The sequence below is a fragment of the Kribbella sp. NPDC104740 genome (assembly GCF_055583505.1).
In genome coordinates, this window is record NZ_JBVJNV010000001.1 from 434636 (window position 1) to 458836 (window position 24201).

Below are 24201 nucleotides of genomic sequence, written 5' to 3' on the forward strand. Positions count from 1 at the left end.
GTGCAGTGGAAGGGAAGTGGACCACGGAAGGTTGCCATGCACATCACCGGACTTCTCCGCGTCACGGTTTCCACCCCGCAGCGCCGGCTGGACCTGGCGTTGCCCGAGCAGTCGTCGGTCGCCGAGGTCCTGCCCGGCGTCCTGACCAAGGCCGGTGAGCACCTCGCCGACGAGGGCGCGCCGGGCGGCGGCTGGGTGCTGCGCCGCTCCGACGGCACGGAGCTCGTCCTGGGCCGCAGCCTGGGCTCGCACCGGATCCGCGACGGCGAGATCCTGCACCTGGTGCCGCGTCGCCTGGAGTGGCCGGAGCTCGAGTACGACGACCTGGTCGACGCGGTCGCCTCCGGCTCGGGCCTGCTCGGCGCCGCCTGGGCGCCCTGGCACACCAGGCTGGCCGGACTCGTCTGCGCCGCCGCTGCGCTCGTGGTGGTCGCGGTGACGATCCTGCGGATGGGCGCGCCCTGGCACGAGCCCGCTGGGTGGTTGCTGATCACCACACTGGTGCTGGTCGCCGGTGCGGTCGCGCTGGCCCGAGTGGTGGGCGACTCCGGAGCCGGTGTGATGGTTGGCGGCATCGCGTTGCCCAGTGCTGCGCTCGGCGGCGGTCTGCTGCTGGCCGGTACGGCGGAGTGGCCGGCGATCGGCGCACCGCAGGTGCTGGCCGGTAGCGCGGCGCTGATGCTGGCAGGGGTCGGCTGCTACCTCGGTGTCGTCGACGGCGCGATGCTGTTCGTCGCGGCTGCTGCTACCGGCGTACTGGGTGTGTTGGGTGGATGGATCGGCACCTCCGAGGCTCTCGACAGCCATGACGTTGCAGCGATCCTCGGTGCCGCACTGCTGGCCTTCTCGCCGATGCTGGCGTCAGCAGCGCTGCGGCTGGGTCGGCTACCGATGCCGATCCTGCCGCGGACCACGATGGACCTGGTCCGCGACGACCCGCTGCCACCCCGCAAGGAGGTGTACGGCGCAGTGGTCCGGGCCGACGGCCTGCTGACCGGGATGCTCGCTGGGCTCGCCCTGGTGCTGTCGGTCTGCGAGATCCTGCTTGTGCTCGCCGAGACCAGGTCGGCGACGATCCTGGTCGCACTGCTGACCGCCGGGGCGTTCCTGCGCACCCGGCTCTACCCGATCGTGAAGCAGCGGTTGCTGCTGCTCATCCCCGCTCTGACGGGCGCTACCGGCCTAGCGCTCGGCCCGCTGACTCGGCAGCTCACCGACCCGGTCGCCGTGATCGCTCCCGGCGTGCTCCTGCTGGCCGGCCTGGCTGTGTTCCTCGGGCTGCGCTACAGCAACCGCCGGCCCGGCCCCTACCTGAGCCGGTACGCCGAGGTCGCGGAGATCGTGGTGGTCCTGGCACTGATCCCCGTCGCGGCCGCCGTACTCGGTCTGTACGGCGTGGTCCGGGGCTGGGGAGGCTGAGATGGCGACCAGGAAGGATCAGCTGCAGTCCCACCAGTTCTCCGTCCAGCGGATGGTGTCGGCGCTGGTCACCCGCGAGACCGACCCGGAGCAGCCGCCGTTCAAGCGCCCACTCGGCGCTGCTGTGGGTGGCGTCGTGATTCTGGTGCTGGCGCTGGTCGTCGCTGGTGTCTACGGGCTGATCGTGCCGGGCGGTAGCAAGGCGTGGAGCGGCGGCGACGTGGTCGTGGTGGAGAAGGAGACCGGGACGCGGTTCGTGTACGTCGACGGGCACCTGCACCCGGTCACCAACTACACCTCCGCGCTGCTCGCGCTGGGGAAGAACGGCCAGGTCCGCCGGGTCTCGCGCCGGTCGCTGGCCGACGTACCGCGTGGACCGCTGATCGGGATCGAGGACGCACCGGACGCGTTGCCCGATCGCAAGCGGCTGCTGACCGGCGGCTGGACGCTGTGCTCCGAGCCGGCCCTCGACAGCAGCGGCGCGGCCACCAGCGAGTCGGTGCTGATGATCGGGTCCCGTCCGCCTGGCGACGCGCCGATGACGGACGCCGCGATGCTGGTCGAGGTGATGGAAACCCGTGACTGGTACCTGATCTGGAAGGGCTACCGGCACCGGATCCAGAAGTCCGACACGACCACGGTCGGCCTGGCGCTGGGGTCGGAGCCATGGGCTCGGGTCGGCGCTGCGTTCGTCGCCGCGCTGCCCGACGGCGAGCCGATCGCGCCGCTGGCGATCGCCGGCACCGGGCGGCCGTCGTACGCGGTGCAGGATCGGGGTGGAGTGCGGATCGGCCAGCTGTTCGTGGTGACCACGGCCAGCGGCGCGCGGCAGCACTACGTGGCGCTGAAGGACAAGCTGCGGCCGATCAGTGCGCTGCAGTACGACATCCAGCGCGCCTACCGGCCGGTGGCCGCGGCGTACGGAGGGAAGTCGCCGAGCGCGTTCGAGATCGGGCTGCTGTCGCTGGCCCGGGCCGAGTCGCCGTCGACCGCCGCCGACGAGGGACAGGCGCCGCGGAGCCGGCCCGAGTTTGTTGCCCCACGCAACGGTCAGGGGACCGTGTGCGCGGGTTTCCAGCCTGGTGACCCGGTGCCGTCGGTCTCGATCGACGCGGCGATGCCGGCGCGGGACGCGGCGGCGGTGACGGTCAAGCGCGGCAAGCTCGGCACGGCGCTGGCCGATCGCGTGCTGGTCGAGCCCGGTACGGCGGCCGTGGTCGAGGCGATGCCGTCCGATCAGGCGAAGGCGGGCACGGTTTCGGTGATCACCGACCTGGGTCGCACGTACCCGCTGGCCGACCCGACGCTGCTGGAAGCCCTTGGCTACAAGGGCGTCGTGCCGGTCCGCATCCCGGCCCAGCTGGTCGCGCGGATCCCGCAGGGGAGTGGGCTCGACCCGGTGGCGGCGGTCCAGCCCGTGCACTGAGCCGGCCGGCCGGTCTCCCGCGCCGCGCCCGCACGCGAACCGGCCCGGACATCTGCGATGTCCGGGCCGGTTGCGTTGCCGGTCAGGTGGCCAGGCGGCCCACTCGCTTCTGGGTCTCGACGGCCTGCGCCTCCTCGACCTTCCACAGCTCCTCGTCGAGCAGCTGGATCGTGTCGATCGGCTTGTCCCGCTCGTCCTTGCGCCGCCGGTTGGTGACCGGGAGCGTCGGGAACGCCCCGGGCAGCTCCCGCCCGGCCTTGCCGCGCAGCCCGACCGGTACGCCGGGCGTCTCGTCCTCGCGCGTCTTGCGCTTCCGGTTGACCGGCCGGATCGCACCGGCGCCCGGCCTGCCGCCACGGCTGCCGCCACCGGCGCCCGCCGCGCCGCCCATCGGCGGCATCATCGGCGAACCACCGGCCGGGCCGCCCGGCGTACCGGCGGACGTCGTACCGAAGGCGGAGCCAGGTGCTGCCGGGCCTCGGCCGACGGTGGCCTGGTTGGGCGGGGTGAGCTGCTCGCCGGCCCGCGGGATCAGCTGATCGCCGCCACTCTTGCCGAGGCCGACGTCACCGCCGCCACCGCGCAGACCACCCAGTCCACCGCCGCCGAGCCCGCCACCGCCCAGCCCGCCGCCACCGCCGAGCCCGACGGGCTTGCCGAGCGTGGGAAGCGGCGGCAACTTGCCCTTGCCGTTCGGGCCGGACCCGTTGAGACCAGCCCCGAGCGGTTGCAGCGGAAGCCCACCGGCCGGCGGCAACGGCAGACCGTTGTTCGGCAGCGTCTGCGTGGGGAGGTGCGGGAGCCCGCCGTTCGGGAGAGAAGGCAGCCCACCGCCACCCGGCGACAGCCGGGACAGCTCGGTCCCGCCGGGACCTCCGCCCACTGGGCCTGCCGGCCCACCCGGAGCACCCCCAGCTCCGGCAGGACCACCAGCCGCACCACCGGGACCACCCGCCGCGTCAGCTGGACCACCAGCCGCGTCCGCCGGCCCACCCGCACCGCCACCAGGCCCCGCCGCATCCGCAGGCCCTCCGGGAGCTCCACCGGGCCCACCGGTAGCGCCCGCCGGCCCTCCACCAGCTCCAGCCGAAGCAGGACCGGCCCCAGTCCCAGCCGGCACGTCACCCGGTCCAGCACCGTTCGCCCCGGGCCCGTCCCACTTCAACTGCGCCGCAGCCGACGTGACCTGCTGCCCGGTCCCCTCGTAGATCGTCCCGAGCAGATCGAGCGCCGTGCCCAGCTGAGCAACCGTCGGCCGGATCTGGTCGACGTACTGGTTGGCGATCTCCGCCTCCGACGCCACCATCGCGGCCCCCGGCTCGTTGATCGTGCTCGCCGCGTACTGCCGGGCGAACGCGATCTGCCGGTCGGCCGCGTCCTTGATCGTCGCGGCCTGCTCGACGGTCCGCGAGATGTTCGCCGCGAGCGAGGTCAGCGCGTTCACCACCCCCGACCCTCCGGACGGCCCGGCGGCCGCCCCGACGATCGAGCCGTGCGCGGTGGCGAGCGACCGGGTCGACCGCTCGGTGGCCTGCTCGAACAGCTTCGCCGCGTCGTCGGTCCACGACGTCATCACCTGGCTGGTGTTGCTCGGCAGCTCGGTGACCGCGTCGAAGATGCCCTGGCCCGCCTGCTCCCAGGCGTCCCTCGACGCGTTCACCGAGGCGACCATGCGGTTCTCGCCGGACGCGACCTGGAACAGCTGGTTGAGTGCTGCCTCCAGCTGGTCCAGCGTGGTGGCGCTGTTCACACCGGCGCCGTCGTTGTAACTGGTCTTCGCCATCAGTTGCCTCCTTGCCCGGGCCCGGGCCCGGTCGCGGGCCGCAGCAGCGTGTTCATCGTCGCGGTGTTCGCGCTGATGACGCCGTCGTAGTTCTGGTGCGTCGCGGCGGCCGCCGACTGGTACCCGCGCAGGCCCTGCGTCGTCTCGGTCATGAACTGCCCGAGCGTCTGGCGGGCCTGCTGCTCGCTGGTCAGGAACGCCGCGCCCTCGGCCATCGAGCTGGTCCCGGTCGCCCCGGTGGCCCGCTGGCCCACCGCGCTCGCGTGGCCCTCGAAGTTGTCCGCGACGACGCCGAGCTGGCCGCTGAACGTGCCGATGTCCTCGGTCCTGTGCGCGCTGATGAATTCGCCTGCCATCGATCCTCCTTCATCTCACGAGGTGCGGCCGGTGCCGCACCGGGAACTGCGTCAGACCGCTCGCTCGTCCGACGGGGGATGGGTCAGCTGGACGAGCTGACTGTCGCCCTGGCGGTTGACCAGGAAGCCACGGCCGGGCGGCAGCGGCTGGGCCCGCAGGCCGCCGAGCAGGATGCCCTCGTCGCGGCTGCCGGACAGCTGGAGCCCGGGCGACCCGACCGCCCGGATCTTGGCCAGCACCGGCTCGAACAGGCCGCGCATCGCGCCGCCGGTCCGCCGGGCGGCGTAGATCCGAAGCCCGATGTCGGCGGCCTGCGGGATGTAGGGCAGCAACGGCATCAGCGGGTGGCCCTCGCCGGTGGCGACCATGTCGTAGTCGTCGATCAGGACGAACACGTCGGGGCCCTGCCACCAGGAGCGCTCGCGCAGTTGCTGCGGCGTCACGTCCGGCCCCGGCAGCCGTTCCTCGAGGATCTGGACGAGCCGGTTGATCAGGTTCTCGGTGACCTGGTGGCCGGTGCCGTAGCCCAGCAGATTGGGCCCTTCGACGGTCCCGAGCAGGCTGCGGCGGTGGTCGATCACCAGCACACAGGCCTCGTCCGGTGCGTAGGTCTCCGAGATCCGCCGCGCCAGTGTCCGCAGGAAGCCGGTCTTCCCCGACCCGGTGTCGCCGAGCAGGATGAACGTCGGGTTGGCGTTCGGGTCGAGCAGCACCGGTTCGAGGCTGCGCTCGGCGACACCGACGGCCAGTCCGGTCTCCTTGGAGCTCGCGCCGTTGCCCGCCTCGTACGGTACGTCGGCCGGCAGCAGCCGGACCTCCGGGGCCGCCAGCCCGGGCCACGCCTCGACCACGGTCCGGACCAGCTCGGCCAGCCCGACCGAGACCCGCTCCTCGCCCTGCGGCTCGCTGAGCCGGGGAGCCGCGATCAGGAACTGGTGGCGCCCGGTGATGATCCCGCGCCCTGGCGACCGCTCCGGGACCAGCGCGGCCGCGCGGCGGTCCACCATCGAGTCGATCGGGTCACCGATCCGCAGCTCCAGCTTGGTGCCGCACAGGTCCCGGACGTTGGTGCGCAGGTCGAACCAGCGCGCCACACTGACCATCAGGTGTACGCCGTACGCCAGACCGCGGGTCGCGATGTCGGCGAGCAGCTGCTCCAGGTCCTCGAAGTCGTTGCGGATCGTCGCCCAGCCGTCGACCACCAGGAACACGTCGCCGTACGGCAGGTCGGCCAGCTCGCCCTGCCGGCGCCGCTCTCGGTACGTCTCCATGCTGTCGATACCGAGCTGCGCGAAGGTCTTCTCCCGCTCGGCCACGATGCCGAGCACCTCGATGACGCTCCGGCGTACGGCGTTGACGTCCTGGCGGCCGGCCACGCTACCGACGTGCGGCAAGTCGCGGACGCCGGTCAGCACGCCGCCGCCGAAGTCGAGGCAGTAGAACTGGACGTCACGTGGTGAGTGGGTCATCGCCAGCGCGCTGATCATCGTCACCAGGGCAGTGCTCTTGCCGCTCTGGACAGAGCCCGCCACCGCGACGTGGCCACCACCAGCGGACAGATCGAGCAGCAGCGGGTCGCGCCGCTGCTCCAGCGGGCGGTCCACGACCCCGGCGACGATCTGCAGCCGCCCGGGCCGGTAGCGGCCGACCGGGTACTCCGCAGGTCCGTTGGGCAGCACAGTGCCGAGCGCCGGCGCCTGGTCCAGCGGCGGCAACCAGATCTGGTGCGCGGGAGTGCCCTTGCCCTCGAAGCGGTCGACCAGGACATCCATCAGGCTCTCGCCGACCGCCTCGTCTAACACACCGTCCGGATCGGCAGTGGCTTCGTCCTCGTCCTGCTCGACGGCCGGTGCGACGTACCCGCTGGAGTAGTCGAGCAGCTCCACACTCTGGTCCCCGAGCACCGGTACGGCGCCTGGCACCGGACGCCGATGCACACCGGACACGTACGCCGACCGGAAGCGGTCCATCTGCTCGGTACCGACCCGCAGGAACCCGTGGCCAGGTGCTCGCGGCAGGTGGAACGCGTCGTTGACGCCGAGCACGGTGCGGCTGTCGATGTCGGAGAAGGTCCGCAGACCGATCCGGAACGACAGGTGGGTCTCCAGCCCGCGCAGCCGGCCCTCCTCGAGCCGCTGGCTGGCCAGCAGCAGGTGGACACCCAGCGACCGGCCGACGCGGCCGATCTGGACGAACATGTCGATGAAGTCGGGCCGCGCGGTCAGCAGCTCGCTGAACTCGTCGCAGATCACCAGCAGCGTCGGCACCTCGTCCAGCGGGGCACCGGCGGCTCGCGCCTTCTCGTAGTCACGCAGCGACGAGTAGTTGCCTGCGGCCCGTAAAAGCTCCTGGCGGCGGAGCAGCTCGCCGTTGATCGCGTCGGCCATCCGGTCGACCAGGTGCAACTCCTCGGCGAGGTTGGTGATCACCGCGCTGGTGTGCGGCAGCTTGTCCAGCCGGGTGAAGGTCGCACCGCCCTTGAAGTCGACCAGCGCGAAGTTCAGTGACCGGGGCGGGTGTGTGATCGCCAACGCCAGGACGAGCGTCCGCAGCAGCTCGCTCTTGCCCGAACCGGTCGCCCCGATCAGCAGGCCGTGCGGCCCCATCCCTTCCTGCGCGGACTCCTTCAGGTCCAGCTCGATCGGCTGCCCGTCCGACCGCAGCCCGAACCGGACCCGCAGCCGGTCCCGGCTCGGCTTCGGCAGCCAGGTGTCCTCGGGGTCGAACTCGAACGGGTCACCGAGATCGAGCAGCTCGGCCAGCCCGAGATCGGCGCTCAGCGGCTGCTCGCCGTGCTGCCCGGCGGTGAGCCGCAGCGGGGCCAGCTGCCGGGCGAGTCCCTCCGCGGTGGTCAGGTCGAGCGTGTCGGCGTCGCCGATCCGTTCGGTCCCGTCCATCGTCTCCGCGTGCAGCGCACCGTCGGCCTCGACGTCGAGGCTGATCGCGCTGGTGTCGAGCGCTCGCGGCGGCGGGAAGGTCAGGTCGAGAACGGTGACGCCTTCCAGGCCAGGGCCGGCCAGCAGATGGTCCGAGCCGTCGGCGACTCCGCCGTCGATCACGACCACCAGGTGCGGCCCGCCGGCCCAGCCTGCGGTGTCGGGATCGAAGCGGGGACGGTTGGTCAGCAGGTCGTCCAGCATCGCCTCCAGCGCGGTGATCGTCGGGGCGATCAACCGGAGCGGCCCGAGCGCATCGCTGCGCTCCGGGTGGAGGGCGTGCGGCAACCACTTCACCCAGTCCCACTCCTCCCGCTGATCCGGGCCCGCGCACACTGCGATCCGCAGGTTGTCCGGGGCGTGCAGCGAAGCGAGCTGGGCGACCATCGCCCGAGCCAGCGACCGCGACCGGTCCTCGTCACCCGGCAGGTAGATCCGCGCGAAGCCGGTCACCGCGATCGCCAGCGGCAGGTTCGACACCGTCGCGTACGTCGAGACGAACCGCCGCAACGCCAACGCCGACAGGGGTTCCAGCCGTTCCAGCGGCTGGGTGTCGGGCGGCACGATGGTGGTCGCCGGACCCTGCCGGCCGACGCCGATCCGGGTCACTCCGAAGTCGGCGTCGTCCTGGCGGCGCTCCCACAACCGGTAGCTGCCGACCAGCGCCCACAGCGACCGCGGATCCGGGTGCAGGTAGTGCAGCGTCTCGCGCTGCTGCTCGACCGAGCGACCGAGCCGCAGCCGCTGCTGGGCCAGGTGCCGCAGGTAGGTCCGCCGGGCCTGGCCCATCTCGACCTTGCCCGCGCCGCTGTTGCGGCTGAGCACCCCGGCGACGATCATCCCGATCATGGCCAGGCCGAACAGGCCGAAGATCACGTACCGCAGGCTGCTCGCGATGCTGCCGGAGAACATCAGCATCATCGCGCCCATCATCGCCACCATCGGCAGCACCATCAGCATCTGCGCCCACTGCCGGCCGCCCGGCTCGGGCACCTCCGGCGGAGCCTCCAGCAGCAACTCGCCACCGGGCAGTTCGGGCGCCGGTCGCCGCATCGGGCGTCGTACCACCACTGTTGCCATCGTCAACCTCCACCGGTTCGCTGCGCTCCGATCATCACGGGCCTGACCGGGGCCCGGACCGTGGTGGCAGGAAGGTGTCGCCGGGACCGGCGCGGGGAGTGCCGTCCCTACCTTGGCGGTGAGGTTCCACCACCAGGAAGGAGCAGAGGATGAGTGACTTCATCCAGGGTTTCACCGAGAGCATGACCCAGCACGCCAACCGCACCAACGCCTACGGGCAGGACCTGAGCGGCAACGCCACCCGGGCGGCCTCGACCACGATGGACCTGAACGGTTCGTGGCGCGGTCCGGGCTACACCGCCGCGTCGGCGGTCGGTGACAACTGGCAGAGCGGCGTGCGCCCGCACCACGCGCGGGTGGAGAACCGGTCCGCCGGCGTCTCCAGCATCAGCTCGCAGTACGACAGCACCATCGCCAACAACGTGCAGGCGGTCAACAGCGTCGGTTCGCTGACCGCCTGACCGACAGGACCGGACACCGGAAGGAGCAACTCGGATGCCAGAGATCTACCAGGCCTTCAGCGGCATCGGCATGTCCGCGCAGTCCCTGCGCGGCGTGTCGTCGGACCGCACGATGATGGCCGAGGACGAACTGCGCGCGGCGAGCAACCTGGCCAGCGGGGAGTGGACCGACAGCGCGTCGGACGGCCACTTCGCCGCGACGCACCAGGAGGTCACCGGAACGCTCGGGGCCGCGGACCACGCCCAGAACCAGGCCGTCAAGTGGGACCAGTGCGCCGCCGACGGTGCCAGCACGCTGGCCACCTGCCGGAGCATCGCAGCCAGTCTGTGAGCCTCGGTACGACGAAAGGCCCCGGCCGGGTGATCCGGCCGGGGCCTTGCTGCGTTGGGGTCTCTGCGGTGTGTATGCGCTCAGGCGAACAAGCGCTCTGGCGGTAGCTCGGACTCGGGGGTCGGCCGCCGTACGAGTTCCGACCGTCCGGCAGCCCAGCGTCGTCTACGTCCGGCAACGAGCAGCGCACTGCCGATCAGAATCACGCAGGCACCAGCGAGCGCGAGCGTCGTCATCCAGCGCGCTTCCGCACCGGCCGTCCTCCACCAGGCCGCGAGCGCCAGCGCGTTGTGATCCGGCGGCGGCGCCTGCATCGGCGGCAGCTCACGCGCCGCCGTACCGATCATCGCCTCCGTCACCGCGCGATACGGATCGACGATCCCCGCGCCGTACTGCAGGCTGTCCGCCCCACCCCGCGCCGGGCTCGCCGTCGCCTTCAGCCGCTGGATCACCTGCGCAGCAGTCAGTTTCGGGTACGCCGCCCGCACCAGCGCAGCGCTTCCCGCCACGAACGGCGCGGCGAAGCTCGTCCCGTCCGCGTAGGCGTGCCCCGTACTGCGCGCCGCCGTCAGCACAGAACCACCCGGCGCCACCAGATCGACGTACGGCCCGAACTGCGAAGCCTGCAACCGCGCCCCACCGTTGTCGATCGCCCCGACACCGAGCACACCCGGGTACTGCGCCGGATACGACGGCAGCACGCCGGGAGCATCGCCCTGACGATTGCCGACCGCCGCGACCACCACGACGTCCTTCCGTACGGCGTACGCAACGGCCTCGCGCACCGGCTTCTGATCCTGATCGCCCGACATCGACAGGTTGATCACCCGCGCGCCCTGGTCGACGGCGTACCGGATGCCCCGGGCAAGGATCTGCGGGTCGATCAGCTCGGCCTGCCCGTTCTGGCCGGCCTCGCGCTCACTCACCCGCACCGGCAGGATCCGCGCCCCCGGCGCGATCCCCTGGAAGCCGACGCCGGCAGCGCGATCGGCGGCGATGATCCCGGCCACGCCGGTGCCGTGCGAGACACAGTCGAAGTTGCCCGGCAGCGTGCCGACCAGGTAGAAGTCGCGGCCCCGCAGCACCTTGCCGGCGCGGCGCAGCTGCGGATGATCGGCGTCGACGCCCGAGTCCACGACGGCGACCGTCACGCCGTTGCCGGTGCTGAACGGCCAGGCGCGCTGGGGCTTCAGCAGTTCCTGGGCCCAGGGCAACAATCGCTCGACCGGGCGGCCTGGTTCGGGGTTGGTGCAGGCGCCGCGTGGCGGCGCCGCCGAGGCGGGGACGACGACCGGCCCGGCCGCGAGCACGGCGGCCGAGATCAGCAGGACCGGAACGCGCCACCTCGTCTTCACTCTCCGAGGGTCGCGGAGGTCCCGGGTGCTCCGGTGCTGGTGGCCGGAAGCGGTCAGCGGCCGTCGTACGGCGTACCGGCCGGGAGAGTGGGCGTCGACAGAGGAGGCGGGGATGAGAGCTCAGGACGACACCGGCGCCGGGCAGTCGCTGCTCGGCCAGCTGGAGGCCGCCGACCGCCGGTTCCGCGAGTACCGGTCGGTCAGCCAGGACACCACCGGCACCGCGCACTCCGACGACGGCCTGATCGAGGCCACCGTCGGCCTGTACGGCGAAGTCCGCGAGATCGTCCTCGACCCGCGGATCTACCGGGCCGCCGACGCCACCGCGCTGGCCGAGTCGCTGCGCGAGGTGATCAACGCTGCGGTCGCTGACGCGCAGGCGACCGCGGCCGGCCGGCTGTCGGCGCTGTTCCCCGGCGGGCTGAACGACCCGTCGGACCTCGCCTTCGAACCGTTGAACGCCGAGCTGCGCAAGCACCGCCGAGGAGGACTGTGATGAGCCAAGGACCGATCAACTTCGGCGGTGTCGGCGACATCGACATGTACCCCGAGCAGACCCGCGAGGCGATGCGCCGGCTGGAGAAGGCCGGCACCGACTTCGGCACCCGCTGGAGCCTGCTGAGCGCCGCGATCCGGGTCGGCGAGCTGGGCTCGACCACCGGCTTCGACACGCTCAGCGTGCGGTTCCGGGAGACGTACAACCCGGCCAAGCCGCCGATCCAGGAAGCGTCGGACGCCGCCAGCGGCAACGTCGGCGGGATGGGCAGCCAGGGCGGCGTCATCGTCGGCAAGTACGTCGAGTCGGCGCAGCGCGACGTGGCGCGGATGCGCTCGGTCGGCGACCTCTGACCGCCGTACCGCTGACGGCGTGACGACTGCTGACCCGGGCTGCTGACCGTGGGCGCGATCCCGGAACCGACGACCGAGCTGTGGCTGTGGCTGCGGACCTACCTGGACGAGAACATCTGGCCGTCGACCGACGAGGCCGTCGTACTGCAACTGGCCAACGACTGGGGCCAGGCCGCGCAGCTGATGACCGAGATGATCGACGCCGCGGCCGCCGCCAACGACGAACTGCCCGATGTCTGGCCGGACTCCGCCGGGACGATCTACAACCGCAACGTCACCCGGACCCTGGACGACTACCGCACCATGGTCCAGGCGTACCGCGACATGGAGAAACTCTGCCGCGACTTCGCCGGCCAGATCGCCGCGCTGCGGAACTCGATCATCGCCGAACTGGTCCTGAACGCGACGCTCTTCGCCGCGCTGGCGATGTTCCCCGGCGCCGGGGTGCTGATGGGCCGCTTCGCCAGCCAGCTGGCGCTCCGGCTCCTCGGCTACAGCCGCGCCGCCGTCGCCGCGATGGAGGCACCGTCCGCGATGGTGCCGCACGCGCTGAGGTTCGGCCTCGAGGCCCTCGCCGAAGTCCCCGACGAAGCAGCCGCCGACGCGATCCAGCAGGCGCTGAGCATCGCGGGCGGCTACCAGACCGGCTACAACTTCAAGCAGACGCTGATCAGCGCGGGCGCCGGCCTCCTGGGCGCTGGTCTGGCGCCGGTGCTGAAGCCGCTGGGGCATGCGGCGTCGATCCCCGCCGGGCGCCTCACCAACCGCCTGGGCGCGCCGCCCGGCCTGACCCGGACCGTCGAGCAGATGAGCCACGCGTTCGTGGTCAACGGCATCACGTCCCCGGTCGCCGGTACGACGGTGCAGGCGCTGGCCGACGGGAAGGTCCCGACGCTGGCCGACTACGGGCACGCGATCGTGAACCAGGCGCCGCTGGCCGGTGCGCTGGCGTCGTCGCGGATCGTGGCGCTGAACGGGGGTGTTGCTACTGGCAACCTTTTCCGCGGGGACGGGTTCACGCTGCCGCAGGTGCCGGTGGTGGTGCATGCCGGAGGCGTCGACCCTGGCGGACCCGTCGGCACGCCGGCTGGCCCCCAGAATCCGGTCGACCCCCAAAACCCCGCCAGTCCTCAGGGCCCGACGGGTGCCCAGAACCCAACGGGTACGCAGAATCCAGTCAGTCCCCAGAACCCGGCGGGCACCCAGAATCCCGCGGGCACTCAGAACCCGGCGGGTGCTCAGAACCCGGCCGGCACTCAGAACACGGCGGGCACTCAGAACCCAGCGGGTGCCCAAAACACTGCCGGCTCTCAGAACCCCACCGGCGCCCAGAACCCAGCGCCTACGCAGGGCTCCTCAAGTACTCACTCGTCAGCGTCCCAGAACTCCGGCGCACAGCACCCCAATGGACGCCCCACCTCCATCGAGCAACACCCCACCGACCCCTCGAGAGCCCATCACCCGGACGCCCGATCCAACCCCGCCTCCCAAGCCACAAAGCCGGTGAACCCAACCGACGCGCACCCCAGAACCAGCTCCACCGACACCACCGACTCCACCGATACGACTGACTCCACCGCCACCAGCGACCCCGCCGCGGCCACCGATGCCAACCCGGTCACCGACCTCACCGCATCCACTGACCCCACCGACACCAGCGCCCCTACCGACACCAGCGCCCCCGCCGCCACCGACCCAACCGACTCCACCACCGCCACCCGACCCCCAGGCCCGCCAGCAGACCCCCCAGCCGCAGACCACCTCTCCTCTGACAACCCCTCCGAATTCGGCTGGTTCAACGAGAACTCCCCCGTAGTAGCACCAGAGCAAATCAGCCAACCGCAATGGACCCCCTGGCACTCCTACGGCCCCAACGAAGCCCGCTGGCGCTTCGACCCCGACGGCACCCCCCGCATGGTCCAGGCGAACCTCGAGCACGCCTACGACGGCTCCGGCCGCAACGCCGACGACGCGGCAGCCCGCAAGGACGCCCGCGACCGAGGCGCCCCCGGCGACCAGGGCGGCCACGCCCTCGCCTGGCGCTTCTTCAAGCGCGTGATGCCAGGCAACTACTTCCCCCAGACCGGCAACCTCAACACCGGCGCCTTCAAGAAGGTGGAGAACGAAATCGCCGCCTGGCTCGACGCCGGCCACCACGTCGAGGTCACGGTCATCTTCCCCCCAGGCCAGTCCCGCCCCGACACCATCACCATCACCTACACAGTCACCAACCCGAAAACCGGCCGAACCATCTGGACCGGCGGCCGCACCTTCACCAACGCCAAAGGCGAGAAGTTCGCCCGCTACACCACTCCCCAGATCAACACCTTCACCCCCGGCACCGAAAACCTCTTCGAAAACCCCGACGACCCCACCACCCCCGGCGCCGTCCCCACAACCCCCACTCCCGTCCCACCCCAACCAACCCCCGGTACTGCGGCCACCCCGGAGCCCTCGTCAGCCCCGGAGGCCACCACCCAGGAGTCCGCGGAGACCACGCCCACGCCGGAAACCCCCGCCACCCCGCCAACACCCGAGACGGCGACGACCCCGCGGACACCGGAGGTCCCCACCACCCCGGAGACCGAGCCCACCTCACCGACGCCGCACGCTGCGCCCGTCCCGCAGACCCCCGTCACCCCGCCGGCCCCGGCGCCGACGACAGGCCCGCCGGCGGCTCCGGCCCAGGTGCCTCACGCCCCGCCCCCACCAGCAACTCAGGTGGGACCTGCCGCCCCGAGCACCTCGACCCAACCCATCCACCGCGTCGAGCGCTTCCTCCCCGGCTGGGTCCTCGTCAGCCATCACTCCACCAACCTCCTGAACGAACTTGCCGCAGGCAACAACCCCCTGGCCGTCGACCTCGCCTCCGTCCACCCCGAGGGCAACGGCGCCTACCGCATCCGCACCCAAACCGGCGAAACCTTCCGCCTGGTCAAACGCGTAGGCCCACTCCACCCCGACGTACAGCTCGAATACTCCGTTGAAACCACCAATCTCCCCACCGTCAACCTCCTCCTCTCCGACCGCCTGGCCGCCCACGAGATCGCCCCACTCCTGGCCAGAGTCCTCGCCGAGTCCGCCGCGATCGTCCACGGCGCCACCGACGGCCCAGCCGTCTTCCGCCCCGACAGCACCCCGCACACCGACGCCACCCAGCAGATCTCCGACACCGGCGACCGCGCCGAGCTTCGCCAGTACGGCGTACAGGAGCAACCCCACCGGCGCACCCTGCTCGACACCGAGATCCGCAAGCTCGCCCTCGCGATGGGCCTCACCGAAGGTCAACCCAACGCCGACCTCCTGCGAACCCTCCTCGACCAGAGCGAACGCGCGATCCTCGACCGCGTCATGGATCGCACCGAAACCCTCGGCGACGACCGCGTGAGCCGCGCCGGCTACGTAGCGAAGGCGATCCTCAGCTCGGGCTGGTCCTCGATCGTCATCGGCGCAGCCGCGACAGTCTTCACCGGCGACCCCCTGGTCGGCGTCGGCATCGCCGTCCCCACCATGGTGAACGCCCTCGTCGGCTCGATGTCCGAGCGCTACCTCGACGCCCGCAAGCAGCCCGGCAAGAAACCGGCGTACGTCGAGGAACGCGTCCAGCGCGAGTACGACTACCCCGGCCTGCACGCCCTCCTCGACGGCCCGGAGCAGACCCGCCCGCCGCTCACCCACCTGCCCCGCGCCACGAAGTGGAGCAACTACCTCGTCCGGCACACCACCCCGACCCTCGCAACAGCAGCGGTCGCCGGCGCACTCACCCTGTTCGGCGTACCGGCGTTGTCGACCGCGCTCGTGATCGCCTCCTCGGCCCTCGCCAAGTCCCTCGCCGAACGCCTGGTCGACGTGAAGAAGCTCGACTTCCGCCTCCGCCGCGTCGACGCCACCGAGCGAATCAGACTCTCCGACCCGCAGCTCTACTCGAACCAACTCGTCGCCGAGCTCGGCGAGCTACGCACCAGACTCGAACGAGTGCTGGCTGCCCTGGACATCCGCTCCGGCGTCGTACCGGCCACCGACCCAACCGCCGCCCCACCCGCCACCGTCACCCCCGTCCAGCCACCCATCCCCGGCGCCCCGCCGTTCCGGATCACGCTCGCCGTCCAGCTGATCGACAACGTCTCCGCCGCCGCCCGCCGTGTCTTCGTCGGCGGCCAGCAAGCCGTCGACGTCGACCCGACCGAGCTCGCACGCCACGTCAGCGCGCAGGTCGAGGGCCTGCTGAACGCCGTCGGCCCGGGCCTGTTCGGCTCGGTCGCCGGCGCGATGGGCGACAAGTACTTCATCAATCGCGAGGAGGCCGCGAACGACGCCCGCAAACAGTGGGCCCGCCACGAACAGGAGGCCGCCCAGGCCGAGGCGCTCTCCGAGGTCATCCGCCCCCGCCTCGCCCAGCTCCGCCAACTGACCGAGCAACTCGAGGCCGTCGTCGGCGCCCCACCCGACCTCGCAACCCGCGCCGCCAACCGAGCCCTGCCGGCACCGACCGCGCCACCTGCGGGCCCGCGGCCGTCCGGCCAGTCACCGTTCACCGCGTACGCCGTACAGGTGGCCGCCGCTGCCCTCGGCGGCGCGGTCAGCGCGGTCGGCCTGGACCTGATCTTCGACCTGCCCGACCTCGGTGTCGTCCTGACGGTCGCCGGTGCGGCGGGCGCGATGATCGGTACGCCGGTCGCTCGGTACCTGTTCCGCCGTACCGAGATCGACATCCAGTCCCACCTGGAGAAGGCCCTGGCCAAGCAGGCCGTCGACCGCGCCGAGCTGCTGGAACAGCGCGCCGTCACGCGCTACCTGGTAGAACAGCTGACGTCCCGGGCCGCGGAGATCACCGACCGGACGCAGCCAGCCCCGGCGACCGCTCCGATCGACGAGACCGCACCGCACTACACCGACCTGATCCGCGCGGCGCTACGACGGGCGGAACTGGACAACGTGCCACCCGGCCAGCCGGAGAGCGCCTTCGACCAGGACGCCCGGTCTGAGCGCGTCACCCTCCTGCAGCGGATCGACGCTCTGGCAGCCGAAATCGACCGCCTGCAAGCACTCGGGCGGAGTGGCGGCCCGCTGGCCGACGTCCGAGCGAATCTCGCGCATGCCATCAGCCTCTACGAATCAGTTGCCGACAACAACGGAGTGCGCCGGACGTTCCCGCGTCTCGAATCGGTCGACCCACGAACCGGACGCCGTGTGCTCGGCGGCCCAACCGCCCAGGCCCGCGCCGCCGTGGAACAAGCAATCCGCCGCCTGGTCGCCGAACCAGCCGGCAAACCCCTCCTGGCCGAGCGCCTGGTCGCACTGGAACAACTGGCCGCAGCCGCAGACGCCGTGGACCACCACATGCTTCACGGCACCGACGACTCGCGCGCCCTCGTACAAACCCAGTTCAACGAAGCCCTCGAAGAAACCCACCGCCTGTGGCAGGAGTCCGGAGCCCCACAGGGCCTGACCCTCCCAGCCCTCAGCGTCTCCCCAAACCTCAACCAGGTCGGCGGCCACGCAGTAATCCCCATCCGCTCCCTGACCGCACCCGACGTCGGCCTCCTCGAGTGGAACCACACCCGAACAACCGGCGCCCAGTCCTTGTTCGGCACCGCCCCACTGCTCGACACCGAAGCCCTCACCACCGTCGAACGCGCTCTGACAGCCCTGGCCGAACAAGGCCACCAGATCGAGGTCACCGTAGACCGAGTTGCCCGCCCACACCCCACCGCAGACCCCCTCCGCTTCACCGTGCGCCTCACCGACCCAACCACCAACACCACCGAGTCCCACGGGCCCACCACCATCACCGAACTGGCCCGCACCTTCGGCCCCCACACCCCCACCGGCCCCCACACCCCCACCGGCCGCCACCACGCAGCCGAGCAGACCGGCCGCCACCACGCCGACGAGTCGACCGCACGCAACCAGATACCCGAGCAGGCGACGGAGTACGTCGGCCGCCACCGCCCCGAGGAGACAACCGAGTACGTCGGCCGGCACCGCCCCGAGGAGGTGACCGAGTACGTCGGCCGCCACCGCCCCGAGGTGGTCGCCCCCGCAACACCCGACCGCACCGACCTCGACACCCGCACAGACCTTCCCGGCGGCCGCCACCGAGCACCAGAACCAACCGAGCAGCCCACGCTGGAGACGACCGAGCAGCCCACGGCTCCCAACCCAGAGCAAGTCCCGCCCGGCGCCATCCCGCTCGAAGGCGGCGGCTACTACCAGGCGACGCAACCCACTACCCCAGCCTCCGACAACCCGCTCGACGTCACCGCAACCCGCCGCGCCGCCGACCGGATCGCCCTCCGCGCAGCCCGCCTCACCGCCCAACAGCCAACCTCTCAGCAGCCCGGCCCGGAGCAGGCAGGTGCACCGGCTGCTGCGTCCCAGCAGGCCCCCGCTCAGCAAGCGGCGCCGGAGCGGGCGGCTTCCGACGGGACCGGGGACGGCTCCAATGGGCCAGGCCGCACCGTGCACGCACCGGAAGTCCCCGGCACGCGGTTTGTTGCTGATGGGAGCAGCCAGGCAGCTGGGTCGCTTGGGGAAGCCGTGCAGGCCGCGTTGGCGGCCAAGGAGGAGGACTTCGGTGGCCTGATCAACGGCCGCCCCGGGCAGGCTGCTGAAGGTGTGGTTGTGGTGCAGACCAGCACCGGCCCGCAGTACTTCAAGATCTCCCGCTCGGCGGTTCCTGCTGGGCGGGTGGCTGCAACGGCGGTTCGGGTGGGATCGGTCGGAAGGCCACACCTGGTGCGGATCTCGACCGCGTTGGGTGCTGATCAGCTGACACGCGCCTGGGTGCACGAGATCAGTCACACACTGCAGGAACAGGCGGCCCCGCGGAGTCGGTGGCGGCGGTTGTTGGGGCGGGCTTCGGTGCAGACCGTGGATCTGTGTGTGGCGGCGCAGTTCAACGAGTATCGGCTGTTGAGTCGGCAGCTTGATGAGGCGCAGTCGGACGTGGAGATCGCTGCGCTTCGGCAGGATCTGGAAGGGCTGGTTGAAGCGATCCGGGTGCATCATCAACCGCCGCAGCTTCCTTGGGTTGGCGTGGTGGAGACGGATGCGTTCGTTGCTGATGTCGCCCTGCAGGTAACGGATCTTCAGGGCCAGTTGGATGAGATCAGTCGGAGGATCGCGGCCAAGACCGAGGCGGCGGAGCGGGCAGCCGAGTCGGCGAAGCAGGCGGAGCAGGATGCTGCGAAGGCGCAGCAAGCCGTTGATTCTGGGCGGTTCGCTCGGGCGCATCAGGCTGAGAAGGAAGCGGCCAAGCAGGCGGAGGTGAGTGCGTGGCAGGAGCGAGTTGCTGCGGCGTACAAGCAAGCCCGCGCGCAGCTGGAGATTGTTGCCGAGGGCTACCGGTTGTTGCTTGCCGACGCGGCGACCATGACGCCGGAGCAGCGGGCGACGGCCGCGGCGGATTTGGCGAAGCAGTTGGCGCAGTACGAGCAAAGCCTGGCTGCGGTGGCGCCGCCGCTCATGGCGTTGTCGAGCTTGCTGCCCACCGACTGGCTGCCGCATCTGACCGCGTTGACCAACCAGGTGAACGCCGTACTGGCGGCCAACCACGTCGATCAGCGGTTCACTCCGGGGAGCCTGCAGCATCGGCTCAACGCGGAGTTCGGGCAGGCGGTGACCAGTGACGGCGCGATCCTGAGAGCCGGTCATGCGCGGCCGATCGAGCTCCGGTTCCGGTTGAGCGTGTCGGATCTGATCGAGGTCCTCGATCCCTCGGTGCGCGCCTCGGAGACGATGCTCGGCCTGTTGCCGCAGCCGTCGCGGAAGTTCGGGATCACGCAGAACGGCCGGATCGGCGCCAGCGGCGCGTTCGGGTTGAGCACGTTGACGCAGCTGTTCGGCGAGCACTCCTGGGTGAACGCGCTCGGCCAGCTCATCACCCTCAAGGGCGAGCAGAGCTCCGGCTGGAGCCGCTCGATCACTTCCAACGGCGCGCAGTACGGACAGGACGGCTCCGTCGAGGACAACCGCGGCGAGTCCCTCCTGTACGCCGGCCACGCGAGCTGGCACGTGCAGGCGCGACGCCCGGGCGAGCCTGACCGCCTCCTCGCCGACGTCACCGTCAACCGCGGACAGGGCAAGGACGTCTCCCGGCTGCGCGCCTGGGTCTCGCACGCCTACACCGTGCTCGCGCCCACCAAGACCTTCACCAGCGGCGCGCAACCGTCCGGCCGCCTCCCCAACCACACCCTCACCTCCCTCGACGGGCTGCAGAGCCTCACCGACGACGTGCTGACCGAGTACGGCGATCAGCTGAGCCGCTTCGGTGACCACGCCTCGTTGCTGCGCCAGCAGATCCAGGAGGCGATCACCCAGGACCTCCCGTCGCGGCTGGCCGAGAGCGCCGAGCAGTCGTTGCTGCGTCCGCTGCAGGCAGGCGGTCGCCCGGTCGGCCACCTGGAGATCAGGACCGACGTCCGCTACGAGCAGGTCGAGCTGGTCGGGGACACCAGTACGGCGCACTGGCAGGAGCGTGTCCGTGTCGGTTTCAGCAACGCCAGCGGGCAGCAGGCCTTCTCCGCAAGCACCTCGCTGAACGCCACCGTCGGGTACGGCGGGCAGGCACTCACCGACCTCGGCGACACCAGCGTCGACCTGGGTCCGACCGCCAGCGGTGGCCGGTCGCTCAACCGGTCGGAGTCGCTGACTGGTGGTGGCGTCGGCATCCACGTCGGTGTGCAGCGCTACACCGGCCCGACACAGGGCTACCGGATGGTGTTCGAGCACAAGGTCACGCTGGTCCTCGATGGTGAGTCGCAGGGCACTGTGGCCGGTAGCAGCGAAGGGCTGGTCCGGCTGCACACCAACGACGCCTACCGGCACGGTCTGCCGGTAGCGGAGAGCGCCTTCGTCCACGACCAGACAGGTCAGCGAGTGATCGAGAACGGCGTACCGGTACTGCGTGGCGATCCCCGCAAGGGTGTGGAGGTCCCCGGACGCCGCCTGGAGCTGCCGAACTGGCTGGCCGGCGGCACCAGCCGCCTCACCGGTGCAGGGCCCGGGCTGGCGCAACAGGTGACCGGCGGCGAGCAGGCGCTGGCTGACCTGATCGCACCGCTGACCGAGCGCGGCTTCCTGCCGCCGCTGGATGCTCAGGGCAACCCAGACCTCGCCCGGATGACCAGCGACCCGCTGCTACGCCAGGGCCAGCTGCTGAACCTGACAGAGCTGCGCACGCAGCTCTCGGTGAACAGGCTCGAAGCCGGCTACGACATCGCCGTGCAGAGCGGCATCCTCGTGACGCTCACCAAGCCGATGACCGGCCGCGCGGCCGAGACCCTCACCCTGCGGATCTCGCTGCGCACCGGCCCGCCGTCCTCCGTCGCCGTCACGAACGACGAGGCGATGGTGACACTCAATATCGGTTCTGACACTGCGAGCCGCACCGACGGCTGGGGCAAGTCGCTGCCCTGGCGGGCGTCGCCGCTCGGACTCACCCAGGACGCGCCGGGTGGCACGACCGCGGCGTCGGCGCTGTCGTACGGGCGGCAGGCGCTCGGTCGCGTGATGGGCTGGTTCTCCGGCGGCACGCTCAACCAGGTGACGCTGGTCGAGAGCCGCTCGCCGGTCGCCGCGTTCGAGGTACCGCACCGGCTCGTGGTCACCGAGCTCGGCGCCGACGACGTCGTCCTGCACCCCGGTACGCCGGGAACGTCGGCGCGCATCCTCGTCGACACCGACCTGCTGCCCTCCACCGAGGTCACCCCGACACCGGTGAGCGACGGACCGGTCAGCGACCAGGTGCTCGACCGGGCGACGCTGGTCGCCCTGGACGCCCACGAGCTGAACCGCCTCGTCCAGCAGCTCGGCGGCCAGGACCCGACCGCGCGTCACCACCTGGAGGCGTTCCTCGACCCCCGCCACCTGCTGGCACACCCCGAGTGGGCCCGTACGACGTACCGGACCGACGCGCTGGTCCGCGGCGCCGGACCGGTCTCCAGCCGCGGCAGCCTGGCGGTGCACGGCCGGATCGGTGACGTGGTCCTGCTGGGGACCAGCGACGCGGTGGTCGGCGACATCAACCTGGCGCTGACCAGCCACGGTCTGTCGGCTGGCCGGAGTACCGGCGGCTCTACCTCGGCCGGGCTGGGGGCGAACGGCGACGGCAGCGGTGGAAACCTGTCGGGGGAGTACGGCACCAACAGCTCGGCGTCGCGGACCGACCAGACCATCGCCGGTGTCGAGCGGCTGACGATCGAGGTCGGGCGGCACTACCTGTTCGCGGGGACCGCCGCCCTGGGCGTGACGGCGAACGGAAAGCCGGCAGCAGCCGATGCGACCGTCGTCTTCCAGGTCGCCGAGCGGGACGTGCTGCGCTTCCACCTCGAGGGCGAGCTGACGCTGCCGCTCGAGCAGGTGGCCGACGCCGTCGAGCGGTACCTGAACGGCAGCCTGGAGCTGGACCGGCGGCTCGCCACTGGTCTGATCCGTCAGTACCGCGCCGCTCTGGCCGTTGCTGAGGTGGTCCCGAAGGTGTCGGCGTCGCACACGCCCCGTGCGCTGCTGGAGAAGCTGCAGCCAGGCAGGCCGACTCCACGCAGCAAGGCAGCGCAGCTGGAGCTCGTGCTGGACCAGGCGGAGCAGCTGGACGCAACCAAGAAGGTGGAGATCCCCGAGCACTACCAGGAGAACCTGGGCTCGACGCTGGTCGAGCAGGCCTCGGTCACAGATCAGGGCGACCGCGTAGCGCTGTTCGACAAGGTCCGGGCGCTGGTGAGCGACCAGTTGGGCATCGCACCGGACAGCGACCCGATGCTGGCTGAAGCGCTCGCTGTAGACCTGGCCGGCAAGCGCTGGTGGGGGCGGCTGGAGGACATGCTCGGCCCGGACGGGTTCGCTCGGACCTACCCGGTCGGACAGCCGGGGCAGTTCGGCGCGCAGCAGGTGGGCGTGCGGATCCGCGCCGAGTTCACCGACGAGGCGGTGTCGCTCGGGACCACCAAGCAGACGATCAGCATCGTCCAGCGCTACCTGTACGACGAGCGAACCGCCGGCGAGACCAGTGGCCGGTCGCTCGGTGCTGGTGTCGACGGGAGCTGGCAGGAGGGTCGTTCAGGCGCCGCAGGCACCGACCGTACCGGCTCCACGTCAGTGTCCGTTGGAGAGCAGACGACCCGGCTTGAGCGGCTGGCGACGTTCGACGGGCAGCACCGGGTCCGGCGCGGGGTGAAGTTCACCGTCGAGGTCGTGCCCGGGGCGACGGCGACGCCCGCGCGGAACGTGGTCGGCCGCGCGCTGTCGCGCACCGAGTCGCCGCTCACCCCGCTCGCCCCGACGACGCTCGACGGCGAGGTCGTGCAGCTCATCCCGCTCCGGGTGCTGCCGGAGGTCGCCGCACCAGCCCTGGAGCGCAGTACCGCGGACACCCCGAACGGCTCGCTGAACGACCGCGGCGTCCCGGACGCCTACTTCGTAGAAGGTGCCAAAGGCAACGAATTGACCGACGTGGTGCTGCAGCAGCTGACCGACCTGCTCGGCCAGGCCGGAATGCGCGTGCACCGGCCCGAGCTAGCCGTGATGCTCTCGACCGCGACCCTGAACGCGTCGTTCAGCCGGATGGCCCAGCCGGACGGCTTCACCGTGCTGCGGCTACCGCTGCCGGGCTACGCGTCGCAGTCCGTCGAGGTGAAGGTCGGAGCGACCGTCGTAGGCGCCCAGCTGATCGGCAGCCCGGTCGACGGCGTCGAGATCGGCGAGGTGAACCGCAGCCAGCACACGGTCAGCCACACCGTCACCGCGGGACGCGTGCTGCCGGTTGACGGCGGCGCGACCCTGGACGGTGGCGGCGTGACCGGTGGCGTGACGGCCGGCGATCAGCTCGCCGACCAGACCAGCGACGGACGCGGCGTACGGCGGGAGCGCAGCCGGTTCGAGAAGGGCCGGGTGGTGACGGCGCGCGTCGAGGTCGCGTACGACGTACGCCTGGTCAAGCAGGAGCTGCGGCGTACCGGGGAGGTCCGGGCGGTGCGGGAGACTGAGGTCGCGCAGACGCCGCGCGGCGTCGCGTATCTGACGATGTTCGAGTCGGACTATCAGCAGCTGGAGCAGTTCCTGGCCGGCAACCGTCCGGTTTCCACCGTCAGCTACGCGGACTTCGAGGCGCGCCTGCGCGGCGAGACGAAGCCGCTGGACCGGATCACCAACCGCGTCACCGACATCGACGACGACGAAGACGACGAAGAGGACGAGGAGTAGACG

11 protein-coding genes are annotated in these 24201 nt (G+C 71.2%); 7 read left to right on the forward strand and 4 right to left on the reverse strand.

All coding sequences use genetic code 11. The features are described 5' to 3' along the window. Positions 1-36: 36 nt before the first annotated feature. Entirely contained in the window at positions 37-1419 is a 1383-nt protein-coding gene (eccD, locus tag ACZ6Z4_RS02050) for a type VII secretion integral membrane protein EccD (RefSeq protein WP_465557179.1), read from the forward strand. Position 1420: 1 nt separating this feature from the next. After that, positions 1421-2845 (forward strand): type VII secretion protein EccB, encoded by a 1425-nt coding sequence (eccB, locus tag ACZ6Z4_RS02055; RefSeq protein ID WP_465557181.1) that lies wholly within the window; start codon positions 1421-1423, stop codon positions 2843-2845. An 82-nt stretch (positions 2846-2927) separates the two neighbouring features. On the opposite strand, the gene ACZ6Z4_RS02060 is transcribed toward eccB, so the two are convergent. Genes ACZ6Z4_RS02060 through eccCa form a run of 3 tightly spaced genes read right to left on the reverse strand, consistent with a single transcriptional unit; the run spans position 2928 to position 9001 of the window. Next, positions 2928-4628, reverse strand: a complete 1701-nt coding sequence (locus ACZ6Z4_RS02060) for a hypothetical protein (protein WP_465557183.1) — start codon at positions 4626-4628, stop codon at positions 2928-2930. After that, the gene (locus ACZ6Z4_RS02065) at positions 4628-4984 is read right to left on the reverse strand and encodes a hypothetical protein (protein WP_465557185.1); all 357 of its coding nucleotides are present in this window, start codon (positions 4982-4984) and stop codon (positions 4628-4630) included. Before ACZ6Z4_RS02065 ends, ACZ6Z4_RS02060 begins: the two co-directional genes overlap by 1 nt. A 51-nt stretch (positions 4985-5035) precedes the next feature. Beyond that, positions 5036-9001, reverse strand: a complete 3966-nt coding sequence (eccCa, locus tag ACZ6Z4_RS02070; protein WP_465557187.1) for a type VII secretion protein EccCa — start codon at positions 8999-9001, stop codon at positions 5036-5038. A gap of 149 nt (positions 9002-9150) precedes the next feature. Between eccCa and ACZ6Z4_RS02075 the strand changes: the two genes are divergently transcribed. Both ACZ6Z4_RS02075 and ACZ6Z4_RS02080 read left to right on the forward strand, forming a co-directional pair. Further along, positions 9151-9462, forward strand: a complete 312-nt coding sequence (locus ACZ6Z4_RS02075) for a hypothetical protein (RefSeq protein ID WP_363667730.1) — start codon at positions 9151-9153, stop codon at positions 9460-9462. 34 nt (positions 9463-9496) lie between these two features. Then, positions 9497-9793 (forward strand): hypothetical protein, encoded by a 297-nt coding sequence (locus ACZ6Z4_RS02080; RefSeq protein WP_363667727.1) that lies wholly within the window; start codon positions 9497-9499, stop codon positions 9791-9793. 80 nt (positions 9794-9873) lie between these two features. Here the strand turns inward: ACZ6Z4_RS02080 and mycP are convergent, their stop codons facing one another. After that, entirely contained in the window at positions 9874-11148 is a 1275-nt protein-coding gene (mycP, locus tag ACZ6Z4_RS02085; protein ID WP_465557189.1) for a type VII secretion-associated serine protease mycosin, read from the reverse strand. 112 nt (positions 11149-11260) lie between these two features. On the opposite strand from mycP, the gene ACZ6Z4_RS02090 reads away from it, so the two are divergent. From ACZ6Z4_RS02090 to ACZ6Z4_RS02100, 3 genes are read left to right on the forward strand one after another with little or no spacing between them, the layout of a single operon-like run. After that, positions 11261-11644: a YbaB/EbfC family nucleoid-associated protein gene (locus tag ACZ6Z4_RS02090; RefSeq protein ID WP_465557191.1), complete on the forward strand. Its 384-nt coding sequence runs from the start codon at positions 11261-11263 to the stop codon at positions 11642-11644. Beyond that, on the forward strand, positions 11644-11997 hold the full coding sequence (locus tag ACZ6Z4_RS02095) for a hypothetical protein (RefSeq protein WP_465557193.1): 354 nt from the start codon (positions 11644-11646) through the stop codon (positions 11995-11997). The genes ACZ6Z4_RS02090 and ACZ6Z4_RS02095 overlap by 1 nt, the downstream gene beginning before the upstream one ends. A 48-nt stretch (positions 11998-12045) precedes the next feature. Beyond that, complete coding sequence (locus tag ACZ6Z4_RS02100) at positions 12046-24198, forward strand: WXG100-like domain-containing protein (RefSeq protein ID WP_465557195.1); 12153 nt, start codon at positions 12046-12048, stop codon at positions 24196-24198. Positions 24199-24201: the final 3 nt, after the last annotated feature.

What these genes read in the sequence shown, in the direction of transcription:
- eccD (WP_465557179.1), top strand. Translation starts at nt 37, where the DNA reads ATGCACATCACCGGACTTCTCCGCGTCACGGTTTCCACCCCGCAGCGC.
- eccB (WP_465557181.1), top strand. Translation starts at nt 1,421, where the DNA reads ATGGCGACCAGGAAGGATCAGCTGCAGTCCCACCAGTTCTCCGTCCAG.
- ACZ6Z4_RS02060 (WP_465557183.1), bottom strand. Translation starts at nt 4,628, where the DNA reads ATGGCGAAGACCAGTTACAACGACGGCGCCGGTGTGAACAGCGCCACC.
- ACZ6Z4_RS02065 (WP_465557185.1), bottom strand. Translation starts at nt 4,984, where the DNA reads ATGGCAGGCGAATTCATCAGCGCGCACAGGACCGAGGACATCGGCACG.
- eccCa (WP_465557187.1), bottom strand. Translation starts at nt 9,001, where the DNA reads ATGGCAACAGTGGTGGTACGACGCCCGATGCGGCGACCGGCGCCCGAA.
- ACZ6Z4_RS02075 (WP_363667730.1), top strand. Translation starts at nt 9,151, where the DNA reads ATGAGTGACTTCATCCAGGGTTTCACCGAGAGCATGACCCAGCACGCC.
- ACZ6Z4_RS02080 (WP_363667727.1), top strand. Translation starts at nt 9,497, where the DNA reads ATGCCAGAGATCTACCAGGCCTTCAGCGGCATCGGCATGTCCGCGCAG.
- ACZ6Z4_RS02090 (WP_465557191.1), top strand. Translation starts at nt 11,261, where the DNA reads ATGAGAGCTCAGGACGACACCGGCGCCGGGCAGTCGCTGCTCGGCCAG.
- ACZ6Z4_RS02095 (WP_465557193.1), top strand. Translation starts at nt 11,644, where the DNA reads ATGAGCCAAGGACCGATCAACTTCGGCGGTGTCGGCGACATCGACATG.